We start from the raw sequence: 20,086 nt of genomic DNA, 5'->3' as shown, positions 1-20,086 counted from the left end.
ATCGTTCGCTCAATCCGCGCCGCTCGGTCGGAGCCTCGATCGTCGAGGGCCCGTGCAATTTCGGCATGGCCGCGGACGAGGCGCTGACCCGGGCGCGCGACCTGATGAAACTCGTCGGCCTGTCGCCCGATGCGCTCGACCGCTATCCGCACCAGTTTTCCGGCGGCCAGCGCCAGCGCATCTGCATCGCGCGCGCGCTCGCCATGGAGCCGGAGGTGCTGATCGCCGACGAAGCGGTGTCGGCGCTCGACGTTTCCGTGCAGGCGCAGGTGCTCGACCTGCTCGACGACGTCAGAAAGAAATTCGACCTCGCCGTGCTGTTCATCACCCACGACCTGCGCGTCGCCGCCCAGATCTGCGACCGCATCGCGGTCATGAAGAACGGCGTGGTGGTCGAGCACGGCAAGACCACCGACATCTTCGCCGCTCCGGCCCATCCCTATACCAAGTCGCTGTTCGAAGCCGCGCCCGGCCGGAATTTCGAGTTCGCCCGGGTCGCCCAGATCTACAACAAAGGGAAACACGTCAATGCCTGATATCACCGGCCTTTCTGCTTTCCCGATCACCCCGGCTGATCCCAGCGGCCGGGTGAATACAACCGACCTTCAGCGTCTGGTGTCTCGCCTCGTTGCCGCGGGCGTGGACTCGATCGGCCTGCTGGGCAGCACGGGAACCTACGCTTATCTCACGCGGGAAGAGCGCCGCCGGGCTCTGCAGGCGGCGCTCAGCGTCACCGGGTCGAAGACGCCGGTCGTGGTGGGTGTCGGCGCCTTGCGGACCGACGATGCCGTGAAGCTGGCTCAGGACGCCAAGGCTGCCGGCGCGGCGGCGGGGCTTCTGGCTCCCGTATCCTACACGCCGTTGAACGACGACGAGGTGTTCGAGCACTTCGCGACGGTGGCGCGCGAGAGTGGCCTTCCGCTCTGCATCTACGACAATCCCGGCACGACGCACTTCCGCTTCAGTCCGTCGCTCGTCGGCCGCCTGAGCCGGGTTGACGGCGTGATCGCCGTCAAGTCGCCGTCGACGGACGCTTCCGCGGCGCCAGCCAACCTCGCTGAAATGCGCGCCGCTTGTCAGGAGGGATTTTCGGTAGGCTATAGCGGCGACTGGAATTGCACGGAGGCGCTCATCGCCGGCGCTGACGCCTGGTACAGTGTGCTGGGCGGTATCATGCCGGACGTATGCCTGGCGATCGTCAGGGCCACGCAGGCTGGCAACGCGACCGAAGCCCGCCGGCTCAACGCGACGCTGGAGCCGATCTGGTCTCTCTTCAAAGAGTTCTCCAGCCTTCGCGTGGTCTACGCGATCGCGCAATTGCAGGGGCTCACACGCGCCGACCTGCCGCGCCCGATCCTGCCTCTTCCGGAAGCGGCCCAGAGCCGGGTCAGAGAAGTGGTTTCGACGGTCGCTCACACAGGCTGAGACATTCGCCGGCGTCGGAGGCAGGTCCTTCGCCGGCGAAGAGTGATCTCCCTTGTCTGCGAGGACGAACATCATGGGCGGCTTTAACACCTGGGCCGGTGTCATCACCGGAACACTGACCCCCTTTGTGCCCGGTGGCGGCATCGATTGGGCATCGCTGGAAGGCCATATGGAGCGCCTGCGCCATACCGGCATTTCGGCGCTCCTTGCCAATGCGATGATGGCGGAGGGCCCCCATCTGACCGTCGCCGAACGGTCGGAGGTGGTCCGTTTCATGGTTGCCAGGGCCCATGGTGCCCAGCCGATCATCGCCACCATTTTCGGCGTGAACACCGAGGACGCCGCCGAGCAGGCTCTGCAAGCCGCCAGAGCGGGGGCTCAGGCCCTCCTGGTGTTTCCTCACCCCGCCTTTGCCGGTACTCCGCTCGATCCCGCGATCCCCGCCGCCTACTTCCGCGCGATATGGCAGCGCTCGTCGCTCCCCATGATCGTTTTTCGTCTGCCAGGGGCGACGGCCCCCAGCCTCGACCTGGAGGCGCTGATGCGGCTCGCGGAGACGCCCGGTGTCGCGGCGGTCAAGGATACGGTTGCCGATCTCAGCTTCTACGACGGAGCCGGACGGCAGTTTCTGCGGCCCGATTCTCCGCTGAAGGTCCTTGTCGACAACGACGCTTCCATTCTCGACTTCCTGCGCAAAGGCGCCCACGGCGTCACGTCGATCTGCGCCACGGTCCAGCCGGAACCTTATGTGCGGCTGTTTGAACATGCCGGCGAGCCGGGAGCCGACGAGATCGAACGGAGCCTGAGGATTTTCTCCGACCGGGTCTTCGATGCGCCCCGACGCAATTTCCGCGCCCGCCTGAAGCACGCGCTCGTCCTCGACGGCGTGCTTGCCCATGACGGCGTTCGCGCGCCCCTGCCGCGCCTCACCGAGGCCGAAAAGGCTGCCGTCAGCGCCGCTCTCCGCGACAGCAGGGCCCAACTTGCACGGTCCAACGGCCTCCCGGAGGCAGCTCTGCCGGCCGCCTGGTGGCCCACGTCTGTTGGTCCGGCAACGACATAACCAGAAGGGACGAGGTCATGGTCAAGTTCGACACATCGCGACGCGCGCTCATCGCCGGAGCTGCCGCCACCGCCGGAAGTCTGTTCGCTCCGCGGGTCTCCATGGCCAATGGCGCGCAGGATACCCTTCGGATCGTCATGCAGTCTGATCTGCGCATCGTCGATCCCATCTGGGCGGCCGCCTATATCGTCCGCGACCATGGACACATGATCTACGAGACCCTGTTCGCGACCGACGCGAACGGCCAGGTCCACCCCCAGATGGTCGATACCTACGACGTAAGCGCGGATCAGCTGACCTATAGCTTCCAGCTTCGTGAAGGCCTCCTCTGGCACGATAACCAGCCGGTCACGACCGCCGACGTCATTCCCTCGATCAGGCGCTGGGCGGCGCGCGACGGTTTCGGCCAGATGGTCATGACCTTTGTGGAAAGCATGGAGTCGCGGGACGCGCGAACCTTCGTGATCAAGCTGAAGGAGCCTACCGCCCTCCTGATTCCGGCGCTCGGCAAGCCGTCGTCAAACGTGCCCTTCATCATGCCCAGGCGGGTTGCCATGACGGATCCGAATATCCAGATCTCGGAATTTGTCGGTTCCGGTCCCTTCATGTTCGTCCGTGAGGAATGGCGGCCGGGAGACAAGGCCGTCTATGTGAAATTTGACGGCTACAAGCCGCGATCCGAGGCTCCGTCAGGCCATGCCGGCGGCAAGATCGCCAGGGTTCGCCGAGTCGAATGGCGTGTCCTTGCGGACCAGCAGCAGGCCGTGAACGCGCTTCTCGCGGGCGAAGTCGACATCATCACCCAGCCGAGCCACGATCTTCTGCCGCTCCTGAAGGCGGACCCTTCGGCCAAGCTCGTCAACTGGAACAAGACGGGGTACCAGTATTTCTTCCGTTTCAACCATGCAGTGAAGCCCTTCGATAACCCGAAGGTGCGGCAGGCGGCATTATACGCTTTCAATCAGGAGGACTTCCTGAAGGCGGCTGTTGGCGATCCGGATTACTATCGCACTTGCAAAGCCATCTTCGTGTGCAACACGCCCCTCGCCACGCTGGCGGGCATGGAAGACAAGCTGGAATCCAACTTTGCGAAGTCGCGTCAGCTTCTGAAGGAGGCCGGCTATGATGGCGAACCGCTGGTTCTGCTGAGCTCCACCGATGTTCAGCAACTCGTGAATCTGGGGCCGGTCGCCAAGGCTTTGCTCGAGCGGGGCGGCTTCAAGGTCGATATGCAGACGATGGACTGGCAGACGCTCGTCGCACGGCGGGTCCGGAAGGATCCCGCGTCTCGCGGGGGTTGGAACGCCTACATGTCGTCGCTGGTGGCCGCGGATGTGGTCAACCCCATCGTCACCTCGTTCCTGAACGCCTCGGGCGATCAGGCGGCGGTCGGCTGGCCCAATGATCCCGAGATGGAGGCTCTGCGCGCCAGGTTTGCCCGCGCGACCACGATCGATCAGCAAAAGGCGATCGCCGAACAAATCCAGCGCCGGGCCTCGGAAAACCCGACGCATATCGTGCTTGGAGAACTTCTGCTGCCGGCGGCGGTTCGTTCGAACATCCATGGTTGGGTGCCGGCCGACACACCGGTGTTCTGGAACATCGAAAAGCGGGGCTAGGGCAATCTGGGACGGCCTCCCGCTCGGAACCCAAGGCCGCCCGCCGCCTCTGGCCGGTCCGCTCGCGGATATCGCGCGGGCGGGCCGGCGGTCGCCGCTCCTCTCCACATAAGGTTTGCCGGAAATGACAATGAACGGGGCCGAAAGCCTGGTACGGACGCTGGTCAACTGCGATGTGACGGTGTCGTTCGCCAACCCTGGCACCTCGGAAATGCATTTCGTCTCGGCGCTCGACCGGGTCGACGGCATGCGATGCGTGCCTTGCCTGTTTGAAGGCGTCGCGACGGGAGCGGCGGATGGCTATGGGCGCATGCTGGACCGTCCTGCATCAACGCTGCTGCATCTGGGGCCCGGCCTCGCGAACGGGATCGCCAATCTCCACAATGCACGACGGGCTCGCTCGCCGATCCTGAACATTGTCGGCGAGCACGCGACCTATCATCGCGGATACGATTCACCGCTGACGTCCGATATCGAGAGCCTGGCCCGGACATTCTCGAGCTGGGTGCGAACCTCCGAGAACTCGGCCAACATTGCGTCCGACGGCGCCGCCGCAGTCGTCGCGGCCCATCAGCCGCCAGGCGGTATCGCGACGCTCATCCTGCCCGCGGACACCGCTTGGCGCCCCGGCGGCCAGGTTGTCCCGGGATTTCAGAACCCTGCGCGCCGCTCTGTCGAGGCTGCTCGGGTGGACGATATCGCGCGAAGGCTCAGGAAGGCCGGCAACCCCGTTCTCTATGTCGGCGATCGATGCCTGCGCGGCAAGGGCGCCGCGCTGGCCAAGGTGATCGCCAGCAGCGTCGATGGACGCGTCCTGGCGCCTTATGCAAGTGCCCGGCTCGAGCGCGGCGGCGGCATTCCTTACATCGAGCGCATCCCCTATCCGGTGGAAGCCGCCGTCAAGGCCCTCGACGGTGTGGACCTCATCGTTCTCGTCGGGACCACACAGCCGGTTGCGTTCTTTGCGTATCCGGACAAACCGAGCCTGCCGCATCATCCCGAATGCGAACTGATTGAACTCGCTTCCGCCGCCGAGGATCAGCTGCGGGCGCTGGAGAGCCTCGCCGAGGCTTTGAACGCCAAACCGCCGTCAAACTTGGCGGAAGGCATGGAGCGCCCTTCGGTGCCGACGGGCGCTCTCAATCCTGCGTCTATCGGCACCATTCTTGGCGCCCATCTGCCCGAAGGTGCGATAGTCTGCGATGAATCGATCTCCACCGGCCGCAACTTTTTCGCCGCGACCCGGGGGGCTCCTCGGCACGATTGGCTACAAATGACAGGCGGTTCGATTGGCATCGGAATGCCGCTTGCGACGGGGGCCGCGGTTGCCTGCCCCGATCGGAAGGTCATTACGCTACAGGCCGACGGTAGCGGACTTTATACTTCGCAGGCCCTGTGGACACAGGCTCGCGAAAACCTGGATGTCCTGACACTCGTATGGGCGAACCGATCCTATGCGACGCTCCACAACGAGCTTGCGAATGTCGGTGCGGTGGCAGGCCCCAAAGCGCGTGACATGCTGACGCTGGACCGACCAGCCATCGACTGGACGAGCCTGGCCAAAGGCTATGGCGTCGAGTCGGTTCGCGCCTCGACCACCGAACAGCTTTCCGACCTGCTGGCTTCGGCTTTGAGGCGGAAGGGGCCTTTTCTCGTGGAGGTATTGTTCTAGGACACGACCTGAATTGGCGAAGAGCTGCTGGGAGCTCAGAACGGCAAAGACGGGGCTGACGCCACACGTCGATCCCGACTAGCGCTCGTGATCATCCCCATCGGGCGCTGCCGCGCCATCCCCGTCCTCGTCGTCATCCTCGCTTGCCGGAATCACGTAGCTGCCGCTCAGCCAGCGGTGCAGGTCGACTTCGGCGCAGCGCTTCGAGCAGAACGGCTTGAACCGGACGAGCGCCGGCTTGCCGCAGATCGGGCAGGCGCGCGGCGGGTCGACGGGCTGGTCGTTGTCGTTCACCGGGTTCACGCTCGCGTCCCTCAAGCCTGGTTGATCCAGCCGAACGTGACGGGATAGCCGGTGCCGGCGATCAGGCCGACGGCTTCCGTCAGCGGCAGGCCGACGACATTGGTATAGGAGCCGATCAGCGACACCACGAAGGCGCCGGCAATGCCCTGGATGGCATAGCCGCCGGCCTTGCCGCGCCACTCGCCGGAAGCGAGATAGGCGTCGATCTCCTCGCGGCCGAGCCGCTTGAAGCGCACGCGGGTCTCGACCAGCCGCGCGCGGATGCGTTCGTGCTGGTCGACCAGGCAAAGGCCGGTATAGACGCGGTGCGACCGGCCAGAGAGCAGGCGGATGCAGCCGGCGGCCTCGTCGACCGTTTCGGCCTTGGGCAGGATGCGCCGGCCGACACAGACCACCGTATCGGCGGACAGCAGCACGGCGCCTTTCCAGGCATCGTCGTCCCGGATGCGCCTGACCGCCTCCGAGGCCTTCTCGCGCGCCAGCCTGAGCGCCAGCTTGCGCGGGCTCTCGCGCGGGATCGGCGTCTCGTCGATTTCGGCGGGGATCAGGGTGTCGGGTTCGATGCCGGCCTGCTGCAGCAAGGCCAGCCTGCGCGGCGAGCCGGAGGCCAGGATCAGTTTCGGCCGGCCGGGGATGGAGGTCGCAGCCATGGGCACCTTTTCTGGCATCGGCCGATCGGATGAGCCCGACGCGTTGTCGCGCTGCGGCGACGGCGGCGCGATCATTACCTAAGCCCCGCGGGTTTGTGAACATGGAGATGGCCGGCCGCTGCCGGATCACCCGCCTTTCGTCCGGTTGGATTTCGCGGCGCAGCACGGCATAACCGGGGAAGCTGTGGGGAACCAGTCATGCCGAAGACCAATCCGGGCCGCTTTTTCGAAGATTTCCGTCTGGGCGACAAGCTGCGCCATGCCACGCCACGCACCGTGACGACGGGCGACGTCGCCCTCTACACCGCGCTTTATGGCTCCCGTTTCGCCGTCCAGTCATCAGACACTTTCGCGCGCGAGATCGGCTATCCCAGGAGCCCGCTCGACGATTTCCTGGTTTTCCACGTGGTGTTCGGCAAGACCGTGCCGGATGTCTCGCTGAACGCGGTGGCCAATCTTGGTTATGCCGGCTGCCGGTTCCTCAGCCCGGTCTATCCCGGCGACACCTTGTCGACCGTCTCCGAGGTCATCGGCCTGAAGGAGAATTCCAACCGCAAGACCGGCGTCGTCTATGTCCGCTCCATCGGCGTCAACCAGCATGGGGTCGAGGTGCTCGACTATGTCCGCTGGGTGATGGTGCGCAAGCGTGCCGAGGACGCCCCGTCGCCGCCCGAGCTGATCCCGGCGCTGCCAAAGGCGCTGGATCCGGACGCCATTGGCGATGCCTGCCCGATCATCGACCCGGAGGCCTATGACACCGGCCTCGCCGGCCAGCGCCATCGCTTCCGCGACTATGCCATCGGCGAAAAGATCGACCATGCCGACGGCATGACGGTCGAGGAAGCCGAGCACATGATGGCGACCCGGCTCTACCAGAACACCGCCAAGGTCCATTTCAACCAGTTCACCGAGGGCCAGGGCCGGTTCGGCCGCCGGTTGATCTATGGCGGCCACGTCATTTCGATCGCCCGCGCCCTGTCCTTCAACGGCCTGGCCAATGCCTTCCATGTCGCGGCGATCAATGGCGGGCGCCATGTCGCGCCGCTGTTCGCCGGCCATACCGTCTTCGCCTGGTCGGAGATCCTGGACGTGCAGGAGCTGCCCGGTCGCGACGATGTCGGGGCGCTGCGCATCCGCACCATCGCCACCAAGGACCAGCCCTGCGCCGCCTATCCGCTCCGGGCCGGCGAGGACTATGATCCCTCGGTGATCCTCGATCTCGACTATTGGGCGCTGATTCCGGTCTGAGCGGGTATTCCATCCGGTCCCGCGCGGGCCTCCTTGCAGGGCGCGCGGTTGACCTCGCCTCCCGTTCGGTCATGTTACGCGTGGCCTTCGCTGATCGGCACGGATAGATTCTTCAACATGGCCTTTGAACCTTTTCATTCCTCGCCGCGACTGATCATGCGAGCCCACCGGCTCGGGACCGATGATGCAGTCTGACAGCGACCAGGACCTCATAAGCCGGGTCGCCAAGGGCGATCGTCTCGCCTTCAGGGCCCTCTACGCCCGCCACCATGTCCGTGTGTTCCGGTTCATCCTCCGGTTCATCAAGGACGAGGGGCTTGCCGAGGACCTCATTGGCGAAGTGTTTCTCGACGTGTGGCGGCAGGCTGACAGGTTCGAGGGGCGTTCCAGCGTCTCGACCTGGATCCTCGGAATGGCGCGCTTCAAGGCTTTGTCGAGTTTGCGACGGCCGAAAGAGGCAGCCCTCGACGAGGAACAGGCCGGCGCCATCGCCGACGACGCGGATACGCCCGAAACGGTGGCTCAGAAAGTGGACAAGGCGCAGGCGATCCGTCGCTGCATCGAGGCCCTTTCCAACGAGCACCGGGAGATCGTCGATCTCGTCTACTACCAGGAGAAATCCATCTCCGAAGTGGCCGAGATCGTCGGGATACCGGAAAACACCGTCAAGACGCGCATGTTCTATGCGCGTAAAAGACTCCAGGAGCTGATGCAAAGCGCCGGAGTCGATCGAGGTTGGCCATGACGACGCGCGATCCTTCCGTGAATGCATCCGAACGGCGAGCCCTTTCCGAGCTGCTGCCCTGGTACGTTTCAGGCAAGCTCGAGGCCGCCGACAAGGCGCGCGTCGAGGCGGCTCTCGCGACCGATCCGTCGCTGCGCGACGAATTGGAGATCGTCCGGGAAGACCAGGACGCGACGCTGGCGCTGGTCGACCGGATGCCGATGCCGTCGCCCCGGGTGCTCGACGCGCTGATGAAGCGCGTCGAGGCGGAGCCCGCCAAGGCGGCCCATGTCGCCGCCCGCGCCAAAGCCGGCCTCGTCGACTGGCTCGGCGCCAAGCTTGCCCTGCTGTCGCCCCGCACGCTGGCCTATGCCGCGGGTGCCGCCGCCATTGCCCTGGTGGTCCAGGCCGGCGTGATCGGCTCGGGCCTGATCGACGGCGGTGCGATCTTCCAGACCGCGTCCTATTCCACCGGCGCGCAGGTTCGCACCGACGGCACCTTCGTCCTGATCGGCTTCACCGCCCAGGCGAGCGCCGCCGACATGACCGAGCTTCTCGAGCAGGTTCGTGCTAGCATTGTCGACGGCCCGCGTCCGGGTGGCTTCTACCGTGTCCGGGTCGGCGCGCGCGGCATGCCGCAAGCTGAGGTCGACCAGGTTCTGTCGACCCTCAAGGCGCGGACCAACGTGGTGCGCTTTGCCGGCCCGTCGACCTGATCGTCCGTGTGACAATCGGTCGCTCGCCGCCGCATCGCATCGGAAACATCTGCGCATTCAAACAGAAACATTCGCGGCCTACTGCCTCGGTCCGAATGTTGGTTGAGAGGACGCAGCCATGACGGTCCAAGGCTCCGATCGGACAAGAGCGACGCAGCGCGGCGGCAAGGCTCTCGCCGGGCTCGTCGCCCTGTTCCTGGGCACGACCAGCCTCGTCGTCGCCGACACGCGTCCGGCGGCGGCCCAGTTCGGCATCGGCCTCGGCGGTCTCAGCATTCCCGGCGTCGGCAATCTCAATCGCCGGCCGAGCATCGCCAGGCCTGGCCGGGTGCCCAATGTGAACATGCCCAACCGCATGCCGAACATGCGCGGCATGACGCAGGGCCAGCGGATGCCCGGAGGCATGGAGCGCTTCGGCCGCAATCCCGACATGGCGATCGGCCGGGACGGGCGCATTCCCGGCCAGGGCCGGATGACCGAATTTCCCGGCCGGGGCGGCCGGATGAGCGAGCTTCCCGGCCGTGGCGGCCGCGTCGGCGAGTTTCCAGGCCGCGGTGGCCGCGTCGGTGAAATCCCGGGTCGTGGCGGTCATGTCGGCGAGATTCCCGGCCGCGGCGGTCGCGTCACCGAAATCCCCGGACGGCCCGGCGGCCGTATCGATGTCCCCGGCCGCGTTCCCGGCCGCGGCCCGAACATCAGCGTCGGCGGCCGCACCGGCGGTCCCCTGCCGCCCGGCGGCGGTGGCGGCGGAGGTGGTGGCGGTCTGCCGCCGGGTGGTGGTGGTTTCGGCGGCGGTGGCGGCGCCGGTTTCGCGGCGGCCGCGGCCGCGGCGGTGATCGTGCCGGCGGCGGTCGCCTTGATCCAGGCCGCGCGCGCTGGCGACCGTGCGGTGGTGGACGACAGCCCGCCCGGCCTGCCGCCGCCGACCGAGCGGCGCTACATGGCCGGCGAGGTGCTGTTCGTCATGCGCCCGAATGCGCCCGAGGCCGATATCCAGCGTGTGGTCCGGCGCTTCAATCTGCGGCTGATCAGCGAGGAGCGTTCCGAACTCATCGGCACGTCGGTGCATCGCTACCGGGTGCCGAACGGCCAGGATGTACCGGCCGCCATCCGCGCCATGACGCGCGACGCTCGCGTCGCCTATGTCCAGCCGAACTACCTGTTCGAGCGGCCGAACTATGTCTACCGGCTGCAGAGTTCGACGACCACGGCTGCCGGCGGTGCCGCGCTGCAATATGTGGTGGATACGCTGCGCCTGCCGGAGGCCCATCTGCTGTCCAACGGGGCACACATCCCCATCGCGGTGATCGATTCCGGTATCGACGCCAATCATCCCGAGATCGTCGGCCGGATCACCAAGCGTTTCGACGCGGTCGGCGGGCCGTTCCAGGCCCATGAGCACGGCACCGGCATGGCCGGCGCGATCATTGCCCATGCCCAGCTGATCGGCGTGTCGCCGAGGGCCGATATCCTCGCCGCGCGCGCCTTCGCGCCGGGCCAGGCCGCAGGCGCCTCCGGCACCAGTTTCCATATTCTCAAGGCGATGGACTGGTCGATCCGCGAGGGCGCCCGCGTCATCAATATGAGCTTCGCCGGGCCACGCGACCCGATGATGACCCGCGCCATCCAGGTGGCGGCCGAACGGCGCATCGCGATGATCGCGGCCATGGGCAATGAGGGGCCGAATGCGCCGATCTCGTTCCCGGCCGCCGATCCCAACGTGATCGCCGTCACCGCGGTCGACCAGGGCGGCCGCATCTTCGACCAGGCGACACGCGGCGATCACGTGGCGGTCGCCGCCCCCGGCGTCGAGGTGCTGCTGCCGGCGCCGCAGGGCGGTTATCAGATTTCGTCGGGAACCTCGGTTGCCGCGGCCCATGTCAGCGGCATCGCCGCGCTGATCCTCGAGCGTTCGCCCAATCTCGATCCGGCGGCGCTGCGCCAGATCCTGCGCGAGACCGCGCGGCGCACCGCCACGCCGGATCCGCAACTGGGCGCCGGTCTTGCTGACCCGGTGCCGGCGATCAATGCCGCGCAGAACCCGCCGCAGCCCGAGGCCCCCGCGCCGATGGCGGTCGCGCCTGCCCCTGTGCCCGAAACGGCGGCCGCGGCTCCGCCGCAGGCGGCCGCGCCGCGCCAAGCCACGGTGGATCCGAAGCCCGGCAAGGAGTGAGCCGCGGGCCTCGGTCCGGTTCGCCCTTCGGGCCCGTGCGAAGAAATGTCGCGCGGGTTCGAACCTTTTCCGGTCCCGGCGCGACCCATGGCCATCAGGGCGAACGAGCCGCCCGGCAGCCTCCTGGAGACCCGCCATGACCCGCCTCAAGACCTTCGCTCTTGCCGCCGCCGCTGCCGCCGCCCTTTTGCTTGCGGCGGCCCCGAAGGCGGAGGCCCGCTACTTCCCCTGGGGGGCGGTTGCCGCCGGAGCGATCGTCGGCGGTGCTGCGCTGGCCATTGCCGGTTCGCAGGCCCGCGCCGCGCCGGCCTACGACTATGGCGACTGCTTCACGGTTCGCCGCTGGGTCGACACCCCCTATGGGCCGGCGCTGCGCCGGATTCGCGTCTGCGAATAAGCGCGACCGATTGCCATCCTCTGTCCTGACAGGCCTGGAACCCTGGTTTGCGCCGGGGTTTTCGGGCGTCAGGACACGTCCTGCCGCCAGGCGCCGGCGCCGACGATCCCGCGATATTCTTCCAGGAACAGTTCGGCCGGCCGCGACAGCGCCCGCCCGGGCATGCGCAGGATGCGCGAACGGAACGACAGGGGAGCACTGAGCGGCCGGACCGTCAGGTGCTCGCGCGAGCGGGCATTCAAGGCCGCCTCTTCGATCAGGCCGACGCCGACGCCGGCTTCGACCGCTTCGATCAGGGTCGGCGAGGCGGTGATCTCGACATCCACCTTGATGTCGGTGCCGGCCCGGGTGAAGGCGGCGCTGAGCCAGCGTCCGAACGTCGTATTGGGGCCGTAGGAGACGAATGTCTCGCCGGTGAAGTCGTCGCGGCCGATCGAGGCCAGAGCCGCGAAACGATGGCCGCGGGGCGCGATGCACAGCACCCGCTGCTCGCCGAGATCCTCGGTCTTCAGCTCGGGCGTGACGGCGATCGAATGAACGAGGCCGAAATCCGCGCGCCCCGAGGTGACCGCGTCGATGATCGGCTGATTGGCGACCACATCGAGCTTGATCCGGATGTCGGGATGCGCGGCGCGCAGGGCCTTGATGGCCGGAACGGCGAAGCGCGTCGCCTGCGTCGGGATGGCCGCGATCGCAATCGTCAGGCCGGTCTCGCCGCGCAACGAGGCGGCGAGCCGCTGGATCGAGTCATAGGTGCCGAACAGCCTTTCCACCTCCCATTGCAGGAGCTCGGCCTCGCGCGTCACCGTGACGCGGTTGCCGTCGCGCTGCAGCAGCGCCAGGCCGAGACTGCGCTCGACCTGCCGCAGCAGCTTGCTGACCGCCGGTTGCGAGACGTTCAGGAGCCGGGCCGCCTCGCTGACGCCTCGCGTCGAGACGACCGCGCGCAGGGCGTCGAGCTGCGCCAGGGTCAGCCGGTGATTGATCGGGGCGTCATCGGGCTCTGTCATAATCAAAGGATATCGCTATTGCATCAAATCGACAAAAGGTTATCGTGATGAAAATTCATGCATGCGAGCCAGGTGATGGACGACACGAGTTTTCTCCGCGATGCGATTGAATCGGCCCTGGATCGTACCGCGAACCGGCCGTTGCAGCGACGCCAGCTTCTCGGCCTGCTCGCCGCGATGGGCCTGGCGGGCGCCGCACCGGCGGCCGCGCAAACCCGCCGCCTGGTCGTCTGCAACTGGGGTGGCGATGCGCTTCGCCACCAGCCGACCGCCTGGGGCATTCCGTTCGAACGCCAGACGGGGATCAAGGTCGAATTCGATGGCGGCGGCCCGAGCTTCGGCAAGATCCGCACCATGGTCGAGAGCCGCAACGTCGTCTGGGACGTCTGCGACGCCAATCTGGCCGCGGCCCTCAATCTCGGCCGGCGGGGTTATCTCGAACCGATCGACTGGTCGCGTGTCGACAAGGCCAAGGTCCGGCCCGGCTTCTACAACGAATGGGGCGTGTCGCACTTCCTGTACAGCTTCGTGCTGACCTATGACCGGCGCCGCTACGGCGACAATCCGCCCAAGACCTGGGCCGATTTCTGGAACATCAAGGATTTCCCGGGCACGCGGACCTTGCCGGATCGCATCCTGGGCGCGCTCGAAGGCGCACTGATGGCCGACGGGGTCGCCGCCGACCGGGCCAGCATCTATCCGATCGACGAACGCCGGGCGCTCGAGAAGATCCGCGAGATCAAGGCCAATACGGTGTTCTGGAAATCGGGCGCCGAGAGCCAGCAGTTGATGCGCCAGGGCGAGGCGTCGATGGGCATGATCTGGCATACCCGCTCGGTCGTGCTGCGCCGCGAACGCAACAGCCGCATCGATTTCACCTGGAACCAGGGCCTGCTGATCCCGGCGGGCTGGCTGGTGCCCAAAGGCAATCCGGCCGGCAAGGCGGCGTTCGATTTCATCGCGGCGACCCAGTCGCCGGAATCGCAGGTCGAGCTGTTGCGCCTGATGGGCAACGGCCCGGCCAACCCGGCCGCCGCGGCTCTCGTCCCGGCCGATCTGAAACCCGACAATCCGACCGACGACGCCAACATGGCGGTGCAGATCCTCGCCGATGCCGACTGGCACGCCGAGAACCAGGATCGCGTCTACAACGACTATATCAAGGTCATCACCGGCTGATGGCGCACTCCGTCGATCTCGTCCTGCACGGCGGGCGCATCGCGACTTTCGACGATGCCCGTCCGTTCGCCCAGGCGATCGCCATGGGCGGCGGTCGCATCCTGGCCGTCGGCTCCGATGCCGAACTTGCTCCCTATGCCGCGCGGGCCCGGCAGGTTGCCGATCTCGCGGGCCGTTTCGCCCTGCCGGGCCTCGTCGACAGCCATTGCCACCCGGACGGTGAGGCGGCGAAGCGCGGCCGCTGGCAGAACCTCGCCGATCTCAGCGGCGATCTCGATACGCTGCTCGGCGAGGTCAGGCGCTTCGACCGGAGCGCTCCGCGCGGCCGCTGGTTCCTCGGCTATCGCTACGACGAAAGCGCGCTCGGCGGCAGCCATCCGAGCCGGGCCATGCTCGACGCGGCGGCGCCCGGCCGCCCGGTCTTCCTGCTCCGGCGCGACGCCCATGTCGGCGTGGCCGGCACGGCCGCCTTCGCCGCGGCCGGTATCGATCCGGTTTCCGGTCATGACGGCTCCGATCAGGTTGATACCGATGCCACGGGCCGGGCGACCGGCGTGGTGCGCGGCCGGACGACCCAGCATTTCGTCCGGATCGCCAACGCCGACCAGGGCGTGGACGATTTCCTCGCCGGCTTCCCGGCCGTCATGGCCGACATTGCCGCGAACGGCATCACCGGCGTCCACAATGCCTTGACCGCCGGCGACGCCATCACGGCCTATCGCCGGCTGCATGCCGAGGGCGCCCTGCCGCTGCGGGTCGCCATCATGGCCGATGGCCGCGACGAACAGCTCCTGGACCGTCTGCTGGCATCCGGCGAGCGCTTCGGTTCGGGCGACGACCACTTGCGTCTGCTCGGCGTCGAATTCGGCTTCGACGGCAGCACCGGCGGCCGGACGGCCGCCTATCACCAGCCCTATCGGCCGCTCGCCGGCGAGACCGGCGAGATCAGCGGCTTCGTCAATTACACCGCCGCCGACATCGCCGACCGGGCACGTGCCGTGCGCGCCGCCGGCCTGCAATTCTGCCTCACCGGCAATGGCGACCGCGGCATCGACCTGGCGCTCGACGCCATCGACGCGAGCGACGCGGCCGGTGCCGATGGGCCGCCCGCGCGGATCGAACATTGCTGCTGCATGCCGCCGGCGACCCAGGACCGCTTTGCCCGCAGCGGGACGATCGTCTCTTCGGCGGCGGCCTTCCTGCACGACCTCGGCGACAGCTATCTGCGCCAGCGGCCGGCAAGCGACGTCGCCTGGCTCTGGCCGCACCGTTCGATGATGGCGCGCGGCGCGCTGGTCTGCGCCCATAGCGATGCGCCGGTCTGCGGCCGCAATCCCTTCACCACCCTGGCGGCGCTGGTGACGCGCCGGACCGCCTCCGGCGCGATCATCGCCGCCGACCAGGCCCTTGGCCGGGTCGACGCGCTGCGCACCTACACCGTCAATCCCGCCATTGCCGCCGGGCTCGGCGATGTCCTCGGCACGCTCGCGCCGGGCCGGCTGGCCGATGTGACCGTCGTCGACACCGACCTCCTGTCCTGCCCGGACGAGGCCATCGGCACGGCGCGCGCCGAGATGACCATTGTCGCCGGCCGGATCGTGTTCGACCGCCAGGGCCGCGCGCGCGAAGCGGCTTCGGTGTCCCATGGGTGAAAACCGTTTCGCCACCTCATGGGCACTGGTCCTGCCGGCGCTGATCGCCATTGCCCTGTGCTTCGCCCTGCCGGTCGCGAATGTGCTGCGGCTGTCCTTCGTCGAACCCGTCCCGGGTTTCGGCAATTATGTCGAACTGGTCACCGAGCCGCTGTTCCGGTCGATCGCCGCCACCACCTTGCGCATGGCGGCGACCACGACACTGATCAGCATCCTGCTCGGCTATCTCGTTGCCTATGTCATTGCCCATTCGCCGCCGAAGCTCCGCAAATGGCTGCTCCTGGCGGTGCTGATGCCGTTCTGGCTGTCGGTGCTGGTCCGCGCCTTCGCCTGGGTCGTGCTGCTGCAGCGCGAGGGCATGGTCAATTCGGCCCTGATGGCGCTCGGACTGATCGACCGGCCGCTGGCGCTGCTGCGCAACGAGATCGGCGTGCTCATCGGCATGGTGCACTACATGGTGCCCTATGCGGTGCTGCCGATGCTTTCGACCATGCTCGGCATCGACGGCCGGCTCGGCCCGGCCGCGCGTGCCTGCGGCGCCGGACCGGTCCGCACCTTCCTGCGCGTTTTCCTGCCGCTGTCGGTGCCCGGCATCATCGGCGCGACCATCCTGGTCTTCATCCTCTCGCTCGGCTTCCTGGTGACGCCGGCCCTGCTCGGCGGCGGCAAGGTGGTGATGGTCGCGCAATATATCGAGTTCGGCATCAGCGAGACGCTGAACTGGGGCATCGCGACGGCGCTCGCCACCAGCCTTCTGGTCCTGGTGATCCTGTCGCTCGCCATCGTCTCGCGGCTGGTGCCGGCCGAAAAGCTGTTCGGTGTGAAATGACCGTTTCACCCTCCGTCTGGTTCCAGCTGAGCCGCATCCTCGCCATTGGCGTGCTGGCCTTCCTGGTGCTGCCGGCCCTGATCGTCGTGCCGGTGTCGCTGACCGACACCACCTGGCTGGCGCTGCCGCAGGAGCGCCTGTCCTTCGATCACTGGCGGACGCTGTTCAGTGAACCGGTCTGGCGCGACAGCATGCTGCGCAGCCTCGCCGTCGCCATCGCCTCGACGGCCTGTTCGGTGGTGATCGGAACACTTGCCGCCATCGGCTGCCGAAACCTGCTGCCCGGGATCGCCGGCCGCCTGCGGCTGCTGCTTCTGCTGCCGATGATCGTGCCGGGCGTGGTCGCCGGCCTTGCCTGGTACCGGGTGTTCATTCCGCTCGGGCTGATCGACACCTATGCCGGCGTCATCCTGGCCCATGGCGTCAGCGGCATCCCGCTGGTCTTCGTCACCGTCTCGTCGGCGCTGGCCGCTTTCGACGCCAGGCTCGAACAGGCGGCACGTTCGCTCGGCGCCGGCACCGGCATGGTGCTGCGCCGCGTCCTGTTCCCCGCCGCCTTGCCCGGCGTGCTGTCCGGCGCGGTCTTCGCCTTCATCGCGTCCTGGGACGAGGTGGTGGTGCTTCTCTTCATTACCCGCCGGAACGTCTATCTGCTGCCGCGCGCCATCTGGGACGGCATCAACGAGAACGTCGATCCGGCCATTGCTGCCGCGGCGACGCTGATGATCGTCGTGACCGTCGCCGGATTGCTGTTCGTCCAGCTGTTCGGCCGTGACGGCGAAAAGGGCTGAACCCATGTCTGACCGGGATGATCTCGATATTGTCGACCTCAGCAAGCGCTACGGTCCGGTGGTAGCCCTCGACAAGGTCGGCTTCAAGCTGGCCGCGGGCGAATTCCTGACGCTGCTCGGTCCGTCCGGCTCGGGCAAGACCACCACCTTGATGGCCATCGCCGGGTTCGTCCGGGCCGATTCCGGCGCCATTCGCATGGGCGGCGTCGATATTGCCGGGCAGCCGCCGGAGCGGCGCGGTTTCGGCGTCGTGTTTCAGGGCTACGCGCTGTTTCCGCATATGAGCGTCGCCGAGAATGTCGCCTTTCCCCTGGAGGCGCGCGGCATCGGGCGGGCCGAGCGCGACGAGAGGGTCAAGGCTGCGCTCGATCGCGTGCAGCTGCTGCCCTATGCCGATCGCAAGCCGCGCGCGCTTTCCGGCGGGCAGCAGCAGCGTGTCGCCCTTGCCCGCGCCCTCGTCTACAAGCCGAAGGTGCTTTTGCTCGACGAGCCGCTGAGCGCGCTCGACCGCAAGCTTCGCTCCGAGCTGCAATGGGAGCTGCGCCGGCTGCATCGCGACCTCGGCGTGTCGTTTCTCTATGTGACGCATGACCAGGAAGAGGCGCTGACCATGTCGGACAGCGTCGCGATCTTCGAGCGCGGGCGCATCGTCCAGCACGGCACGCCGGAAACGCTGTTCGAGAGCCCGGTGAGCCACTTCGTCGCCGACTTCTTCGGCCGCAGCAATTTCTTCCCCGGCATGGCGGGAGCGGTCGACGCCGGGACGGTCAAAGTGACCTGGGAGGGTGGCGAGGACGGGGTACGCGCCACCGCCGCCATCGCCTCCGGCCAGGCCGTCCACGTCGCGATCCGGCCGCACCATATCCGCCTGGCGGATCCTGGATCGGCGAAATTGTCCGGCAGCGTGATCGAGCGATCCTATGTCGGCAACCTGTTGCATTGCCTGGTGCGGACAGCGCGCGGGACGGTCGTCCTGGTCGAGCTTCCCGCCGTCAGCGGCTTCGGCGGCGCGCCCGACGTCGGCGCGCTGGTCGGCCTTGCCTTCGACGCCCAGGCCGCGGTCGCGGTCCCGCGTGACGACCGCGCCGGCAATGCCGGCGGCGCCAAGGCCCGCGACCTTCTGGCCCTCGCAGGACAACACCCATGAAAATCGTCGCCGCGGTCATCGCCCACGAAACCAATACGTTTTCGCCGTTGCCCACCGGGTTGAAACATTTCGGCCCGCAAGGCCCGCGCTTCGGCGACGAGGCCTATCGATGGGTCAAGGCCGGGCGCCGCTCGATGACCGGCATGCTCGCCGTCGCCGAACAGGCCGGCGCCGAGGTGGTCATGGCGGTGACCGGCAATGCGCAGCCCTCCCGGGCGGTCGATGCCGAAGCCTTCGAGGTCATGGCGGATGCGCTCTGCGACGCCGTCCGGCAAGGCTGCGACGCGGTGTTCCTGGAACTGCACGGCGCCATGGTCACCAGCCATCTCGGCGACGGCGAGGGAGAATTGCTGGCGCGTGTGCGGGCCATCGCGCCCGGCGTGCCGATCGCGGTCGCGCTGGACCTGCACGGCAATATCTCGGCCCGCACGATCGAGAATTGCACGACCCTGGTCGGCTACAAGACCTACCCGCATGTCGACATCGTCGAAACCGGCCGCCGGGCGGCCGAGACGCTGTTCGCGGCGATGCGCGGCGAGATCCGTCCGACGCTTGCCTATGCGCATTGCCGGATGATGCCGAACATGCTGCGCATGGCGACCGATGACGGCGCCATGGCCGAGCTGATGGCGATCGCCAGGCAGGCCGAGCAGGCCGGCGCGCTGGCGGTCAGCGTGTTCGGCGGATTTCCGCTGGCCGATTGCCCGGATACAGGCATGTCGGTGATCGCCATGACCGACGGCGACATGGCCCTGGCGCAGGCGATCTGCGAGCGGATCCGTGCGGTGGCCTGGGCGCGCCGGGATGATTTCCAGGTCACCTTCGAGCCGCTGCCGGCGACGATCGCCCGGGCCGCCGCGATCGCGCAAGGTCCGGTCCTGCTCGTCGACCATGCCGACAACTGCAATTCCGGCGGCACGCAGGACGGCATGGATGTCATTGCCGAGGCGCTCGCCCAGGGGCTCGACGGCATCGCCGCCGGCCCGATCGCCGATCCCGAGGCCGTGGCCGCGATGATCGCCGCCGGCGTCGGCGCCACCGTCGAGCTGGCCGTGGGCGGCAAGACCGATTTCTCGGCCATTGGCGGCTCCTCCGGACCCCTGCTGCTCAAGGGCATCGTGCGCATCGTCTCGGACGGCCAGTTCACGGTGCGCGGCCCGGTCTTCACCGGCTCGGTGATCAATCTCGGACGGACGGTGGTGCTCGATACCGGCCGGATGAAGCTCGTCGTCAGCGAGGGGCGCTGCGAGCCGCTCGACCTGGCCATGTTCCGTTTCGTCGGCATCGAACCGACCGCCGAGCGCTACCTGATCATCAAATCGAAGATTCAGTACCGGCCGACCTTCGGTGCGATCGCCAAGGCGGTGCTCGAATGCAACGGCAGCGGCTTTGCCAGCCTCGACTACGGCAAGTTCGATTTTCGACGGGTCACCCGTCCGATCCACCCGCTCGATGCCATGTGAACGGTGCGGCGGCAACCGAAGGAGC

The 20,086-nt window shown here is 67.4% G+C and carries 19 protein-coding genes; 16 read left to right on the top strand and 3 right to left on the bottom strand.

Annotated elements, in window-relative coordinates; all coding sequences use genetic code 11:
- The 5 genes from AC07WJ_RS24150 to AC07WJ_RS24130 form a co-directional block, all read left to right on the top strand.
- Positions 1-536: ABC transporter ATP-binding protein (locus AC07WJ_RS24150; RefSeq protein ID WP_494937217.1), on the top strand; the 536-nt coding region annotated here is incomplete at its 5' end.
- Positions 529-1,425 carry a dihydrodipicolinate synthase family protein gene (locus tag AC07WJ_RS24145; protein ID WP_494937216.1) on the top strand — a complete coding sequence of 299 codons (897 nt, stop codon included), beginning with the start codon at positions 529-531 and terminating at the stop codon, positions 1,423-1,425. The genes AC07WJ_RS24150 and AC07WJ_RS24145, both read left to right, overlap by 8 nt.
- A 73-nt stretch (positions 1,426-1,498) precedes the next feature.
- On the top strand, positions 1,499-2,488 hold the full coding sequence (locus tag AC07WJ_RS24140) for a dihydrodipicolinate synthase family protein (RefSeq protein WP_494937215.1): 990 nt from the start codon (positions 1,499-1,501) through the stop codon (positions 2,486-2,488).
- Between the two features lie 17 nt (positions 2,489-2,505).
- Positions 2,506-4,107 carry an ABC transporter substrate-binding protein gene (locus AC07WJ_RS24135; protein WP_494937214.1) on the top strand — a complete coding sequence of 534 codons (1,602 nt, stop codon included), beginning with the start codon at positions 2,506-2,508 and terminating at the stop codon, positions 4,105-4,107.
- 130 nt (positions 4,108-4,237) lie between these two features.
- Complete coding sequence (locus AC07WJ_RS24130) at positions 4,238-5,779, top strand: acetolactate synthase large subunit (RefSeq protein ID WP_494937213.1); 1,542 nt, start codon at positions 4,238-4,240, stop codon at positions 5,777-5,779.
- Between the two features lie 78 nt (positions 5,780-5,857).
- Here the strand turns inward: AC07WJ_RS24130 and yacG are convergent, their stop codons facing one another.
- Together yacG and AC07WJ_RS24120 are read right to left on the bottom strand one after the other, a co-directional pair.
- Positions 5,858-6,082, bottom strand: coding sequence for a DNA gyrase inhibitor YacG (gene yacG / locus AC07WJ_RS24125; RefSeq protein ID WP_494937212.1), 225 nt, complete (start codon positions 6,080-6,082; stop codon positions 5,858-5,860).
- 11 nt (positions 6,083-6,093) lie between these two features.
- Positions 6,094-6,717: a Maf-like protein gene (locus AC07WJ_RS24120; RefSeq protein ID WP_494937223.1), complete on the bottom strand. Its 624-nt coding sequence runs from the start codon at positions 6,715-6,717 to the stop codon at positions 6,094-6,096.
- A gap of 213 nt (positions 6,718-6,930) precedes the next feature.
- Between AC07WJ_RS24120 and AC07WJ_RS24115 the strand changes: the two genes are divergently transcribed.
- The 5 genes from AC07WJ_RS24115 to AC07WJ_RS24095 all read left to right on the top strand — a co-directional run bounded on the left by AC07WJ_RS24115 (position 6,931) and on the right by AC07WJ_RS24095 (position 11,990).
- Positions 6,931-7,980: a MaoC family dehydratase gene (locus AC07WJ_RS24115; protein WP_494937211.1), complete on the top strand. Its 1,050-nt coding sequence runs from the start codon at positions 6,931-6,933 to the stop codon at positions 7,978-7,980.
- A gap of 181 nt (positions 7,981-8,161) precedes the next feature.
- Positions 8,162-8,725, top strand: coding sequence for a sigma-70 family RNA polymerase sigma factor (locus AC07WJ_RS24110; protein WP_494937210.1), 564 nt, complete (start codon positions 8,162-8,164; stop codon positions 8,723-8,725).
- Positions 8,726-8,742: 17 nt separating this feature from the next.
- The gene (locus AC07WJ_RS24105; protein ID WP_494937209.1) at positions 8,743-9,420 is read left to right on the top strand and encodes a hypothetical protein; all 678 of its coding nucleotides are present in this window, start codon (positions 8,743-8,745) and stop codon (positions 9,418-9,420) included.
- Between the two features lie 118 nt (positions 9,421-9,538).
- Entirely contained in the window at positions 9,539-11,593 is a 2,055-nt protein-coding gene (locus AC07WJ_RS24100; protein ID WP_494937208.1) for a S8 family peptidase, read from the top strand.
- A gap of 136 nt (positions 11,594-11,729) precedes the next feature.
- Positions 11,730-11,990: a hypothetical protein gene (locus AC07WJ_RS24095; RefSeq protein ID WP_494937207.1), complete on the top strand. Its 261-nt coding sequence runs from the start codon at positions 11,730-11,732 to the stop codon at positions 11,988-11,990.
- Positions 11,991-12,058: 68 nt separating this feature from the next.
- Here AC07WJ_RS24095 and AC07WJ_RS24090 read toward each other — a convergent pair whose 3' ends face one another.
- Complete coding sequence (locus AC07WJ_RS24090) at positions 12,059-13,000, bottom strand: LysR family transcriptional regulator (RefSeq protein WP_494937206.1); 942 nt, start codon at positions 12,998-13,000, stop codon at positions 12,059-12,061.
- Positions 13,001-13,057: 57 nt separating this feature from the next.
- On the opposite strand from AC07WJ_RS24090, the gene AC07WJ_RS24085 reads away from it, so the two are divergent.
- The 6 genes from AC07WJ_RS24085 to AC07WJ_RS24060 are packed head-to-tail and all read left to right on the top strand — an operon-like array spanning position 13,058 to position 20,061.
- Entirely contained in the window at positions 13,058-14,179 is a 1,122-nt protein-coding gene (locus tag AC07WJ_RS24085; protein ID WP_494937205.1) for an ABC transporter substrate-binding protein, read from the top strand.
- Complete coding sequence (locus tag AC07WJ_RS24080) at positions 14,179-15,831, top strand: amidohydrolase (protein ID WP_494937204.1); 1,653 nt, start codon at positions 14,179-14,181, stop codon at positions 15,829-15,831. Before AC07WJ_RS24085 ends, AC07WJ_RS24080 begins: the two co-directional genes overlap by 1 nt.
- Positions 15,824-16,660 carry an ABC transporter permease gene (locus tag AC07WJ_RS24075; RefSeq protein ID WP_494937203.1) on the top strand — a complete coding sequence of 279 codons (837 nt, stop codon included), beginning with the start codon at positions 15,824-15,826 and terminating at the stop codon, positions 16,658-16,660. Before AC07WJ_RS24080 ends, AC07WJ_RS24075 begins: the two co-directional genes overlap by 8 nt.
- Positions 16,657-17,451 carry an ABC transporter permease gene (locus AC07WJ_RS24070; RefSeq protein WP_494937202.1) on the top strand — a complete coding sequence of 265 codons (795 nt, stop codon included), beginning with the start codon at positions 16,657-16,659 and terminating at the stop codon, positions 17,449-17,451. Before AC07WJ_RS24075 ends, AC07WJ_RS24070 begins: the two co-directional genes overlap by 4 nt.
- Before the next feature lie 4 nt (positions 17,452-17,455).
- Entirely contained in the window at positions 17,456-18,598 is a 1,143-nt protein-coding gene (locus AC07WJ_RS24065; protein WP_494937201.1) for an ABC transporter ATP-binding protein, read from the top strand.
- A complete protein-coding gene (locus AC07WJ_RS24060; protein WP_494937200.1) occupies positions 18,595-20,061 on the top strand; it encodes a M81 family metallopeptidase in 1,467 nt (488 codons plus the stop codon). Before AC07WJ_RS24065 ends, AC07WJ_RS24060 begins: the two co-directional genes overlap by 4 nt.
- Positions 20,062-20,086: the final 25 nt, after the last annotated feature.

The organism is Phreatobacter sp. GW821-FHT04C01 (genome assembly GCF_059420385.1).
The sequence above is the reverse complement of the archived record's forward strand: the minus strand, read 5'-3'. Positions and strand labels throughout refer to the sequence as shown.

Excerpts from the sequence above, each read along its gene's own strand:
- AC07WJ_RS24145 (WP_494937216.1), top strand. The coding sequence starts at position 529 with ATGCCTGATATCACCGGCCTTTCTGCTTTCCCGATCACCCCGGCTGAT.
- AC07WJ_RS24140 (WP_494937215.1), top strand. The coding sequence starts at position 1,499 with ATGGGCGGCTTTAACACCTGGGCCGGTGTCATCACCGGAACACTGACC.
- AC07WJ_RS24135 (WP_494937214.1), top strand. The coding sequence starts at position 2,506 with ATGGTCAAGTTCGACACATCGCGACGCGCGCTCATCGCCGGAGCTGCC.
- AC07WJ_RS24130 (WP_494937213.1), top strand. The coding sequence starts at position 4,238 with ATGAACGGGGCCGAAAGCCTGGTACGGACGCTGGTCAACTGCGATGTG.
- AC07WJ_RS24115 (WP_494937211.1), top strand. The coding sequence starts at position 6,931 with ATGCCGAAGACCAATCCGGGCCGCTTTTTCGAAGATTTCCGTCTGGGC.
- AC07WJ_RS24110 (WP_494937210.1), top strand. The coding sequence starts at position 8,162 with ATGATGCAGTCTGACAGCGACCAGGACCTCATAAGCCGGGTCGCCAAG.
- AC07WJ_RS24100 (WP_494937208.1), top strand. The coding sequence starts at position 9,539 with ATGACGGTCCAAGGCTCCGATCGGACAAGAGCGACGCAGCGCGGCGGC.
- AC07WJ_RS24095 (WP_494937207.1), top strand. The coding sequence starts at position 11,730 with ATGACCCGCCTCAAGACCTTCGCTCTTGCCGCCGCCGCTGCCGCCGCC.
- AC07WJ_RS24090 (WP_494937206.1), bottom strand. The coding sequence starts at position 13,000 with ATGACAGAGCCCGATGACGCCCCGATCAATCACCGGCTGACCCTGGCG.
- AC07WJ_RS24085 (WP_494937205.1), top strand. The coding sequence starts at position 13,058 with ATGCATGCGAGCCAGGTGATGGACGACACGAGTTTTCTCCGCGATGCG.
- AC07WJ_RS24080 (WP_494937204.1), top strand. The coding sequence starts at position 14,179 with ATGGCGCACTCCGTCGATCTCGTCCTGCACGGCGGGCGCATCGCGACT.
- AC07WJ_RS24075 (WP_494937203.1), top strand. The coding sequence starts at position 15,824 with ATGGGTGAAAACCGTTTCGCCACCTCATGGGCACTGGTCCTGCCGGCG.
- AC07WJ_RS24070 (WP_494937202.1), top strand. The coding sequence starts at position 16,657 with ATGACCGTTTCACCCTCCGTCTGGTTCCAGCTGAGCCGCATCCTCGCC.
- AC07WJ_RS24065 (WP_494937201.1), top strand. The coding sequence starts at position 17,456 with ATGTCTGACCGGGATGATCTCGATATTGTCGACCTCAGCAAGCGCTAC.
- AC07WJ_RS24060 (WP_494937200.1), top strand. The coding sequence starts at position 18,595 with ATGAAAATCGTCGCCGCGGTCATCGCCCACGAAACCAATACGTTTTCG.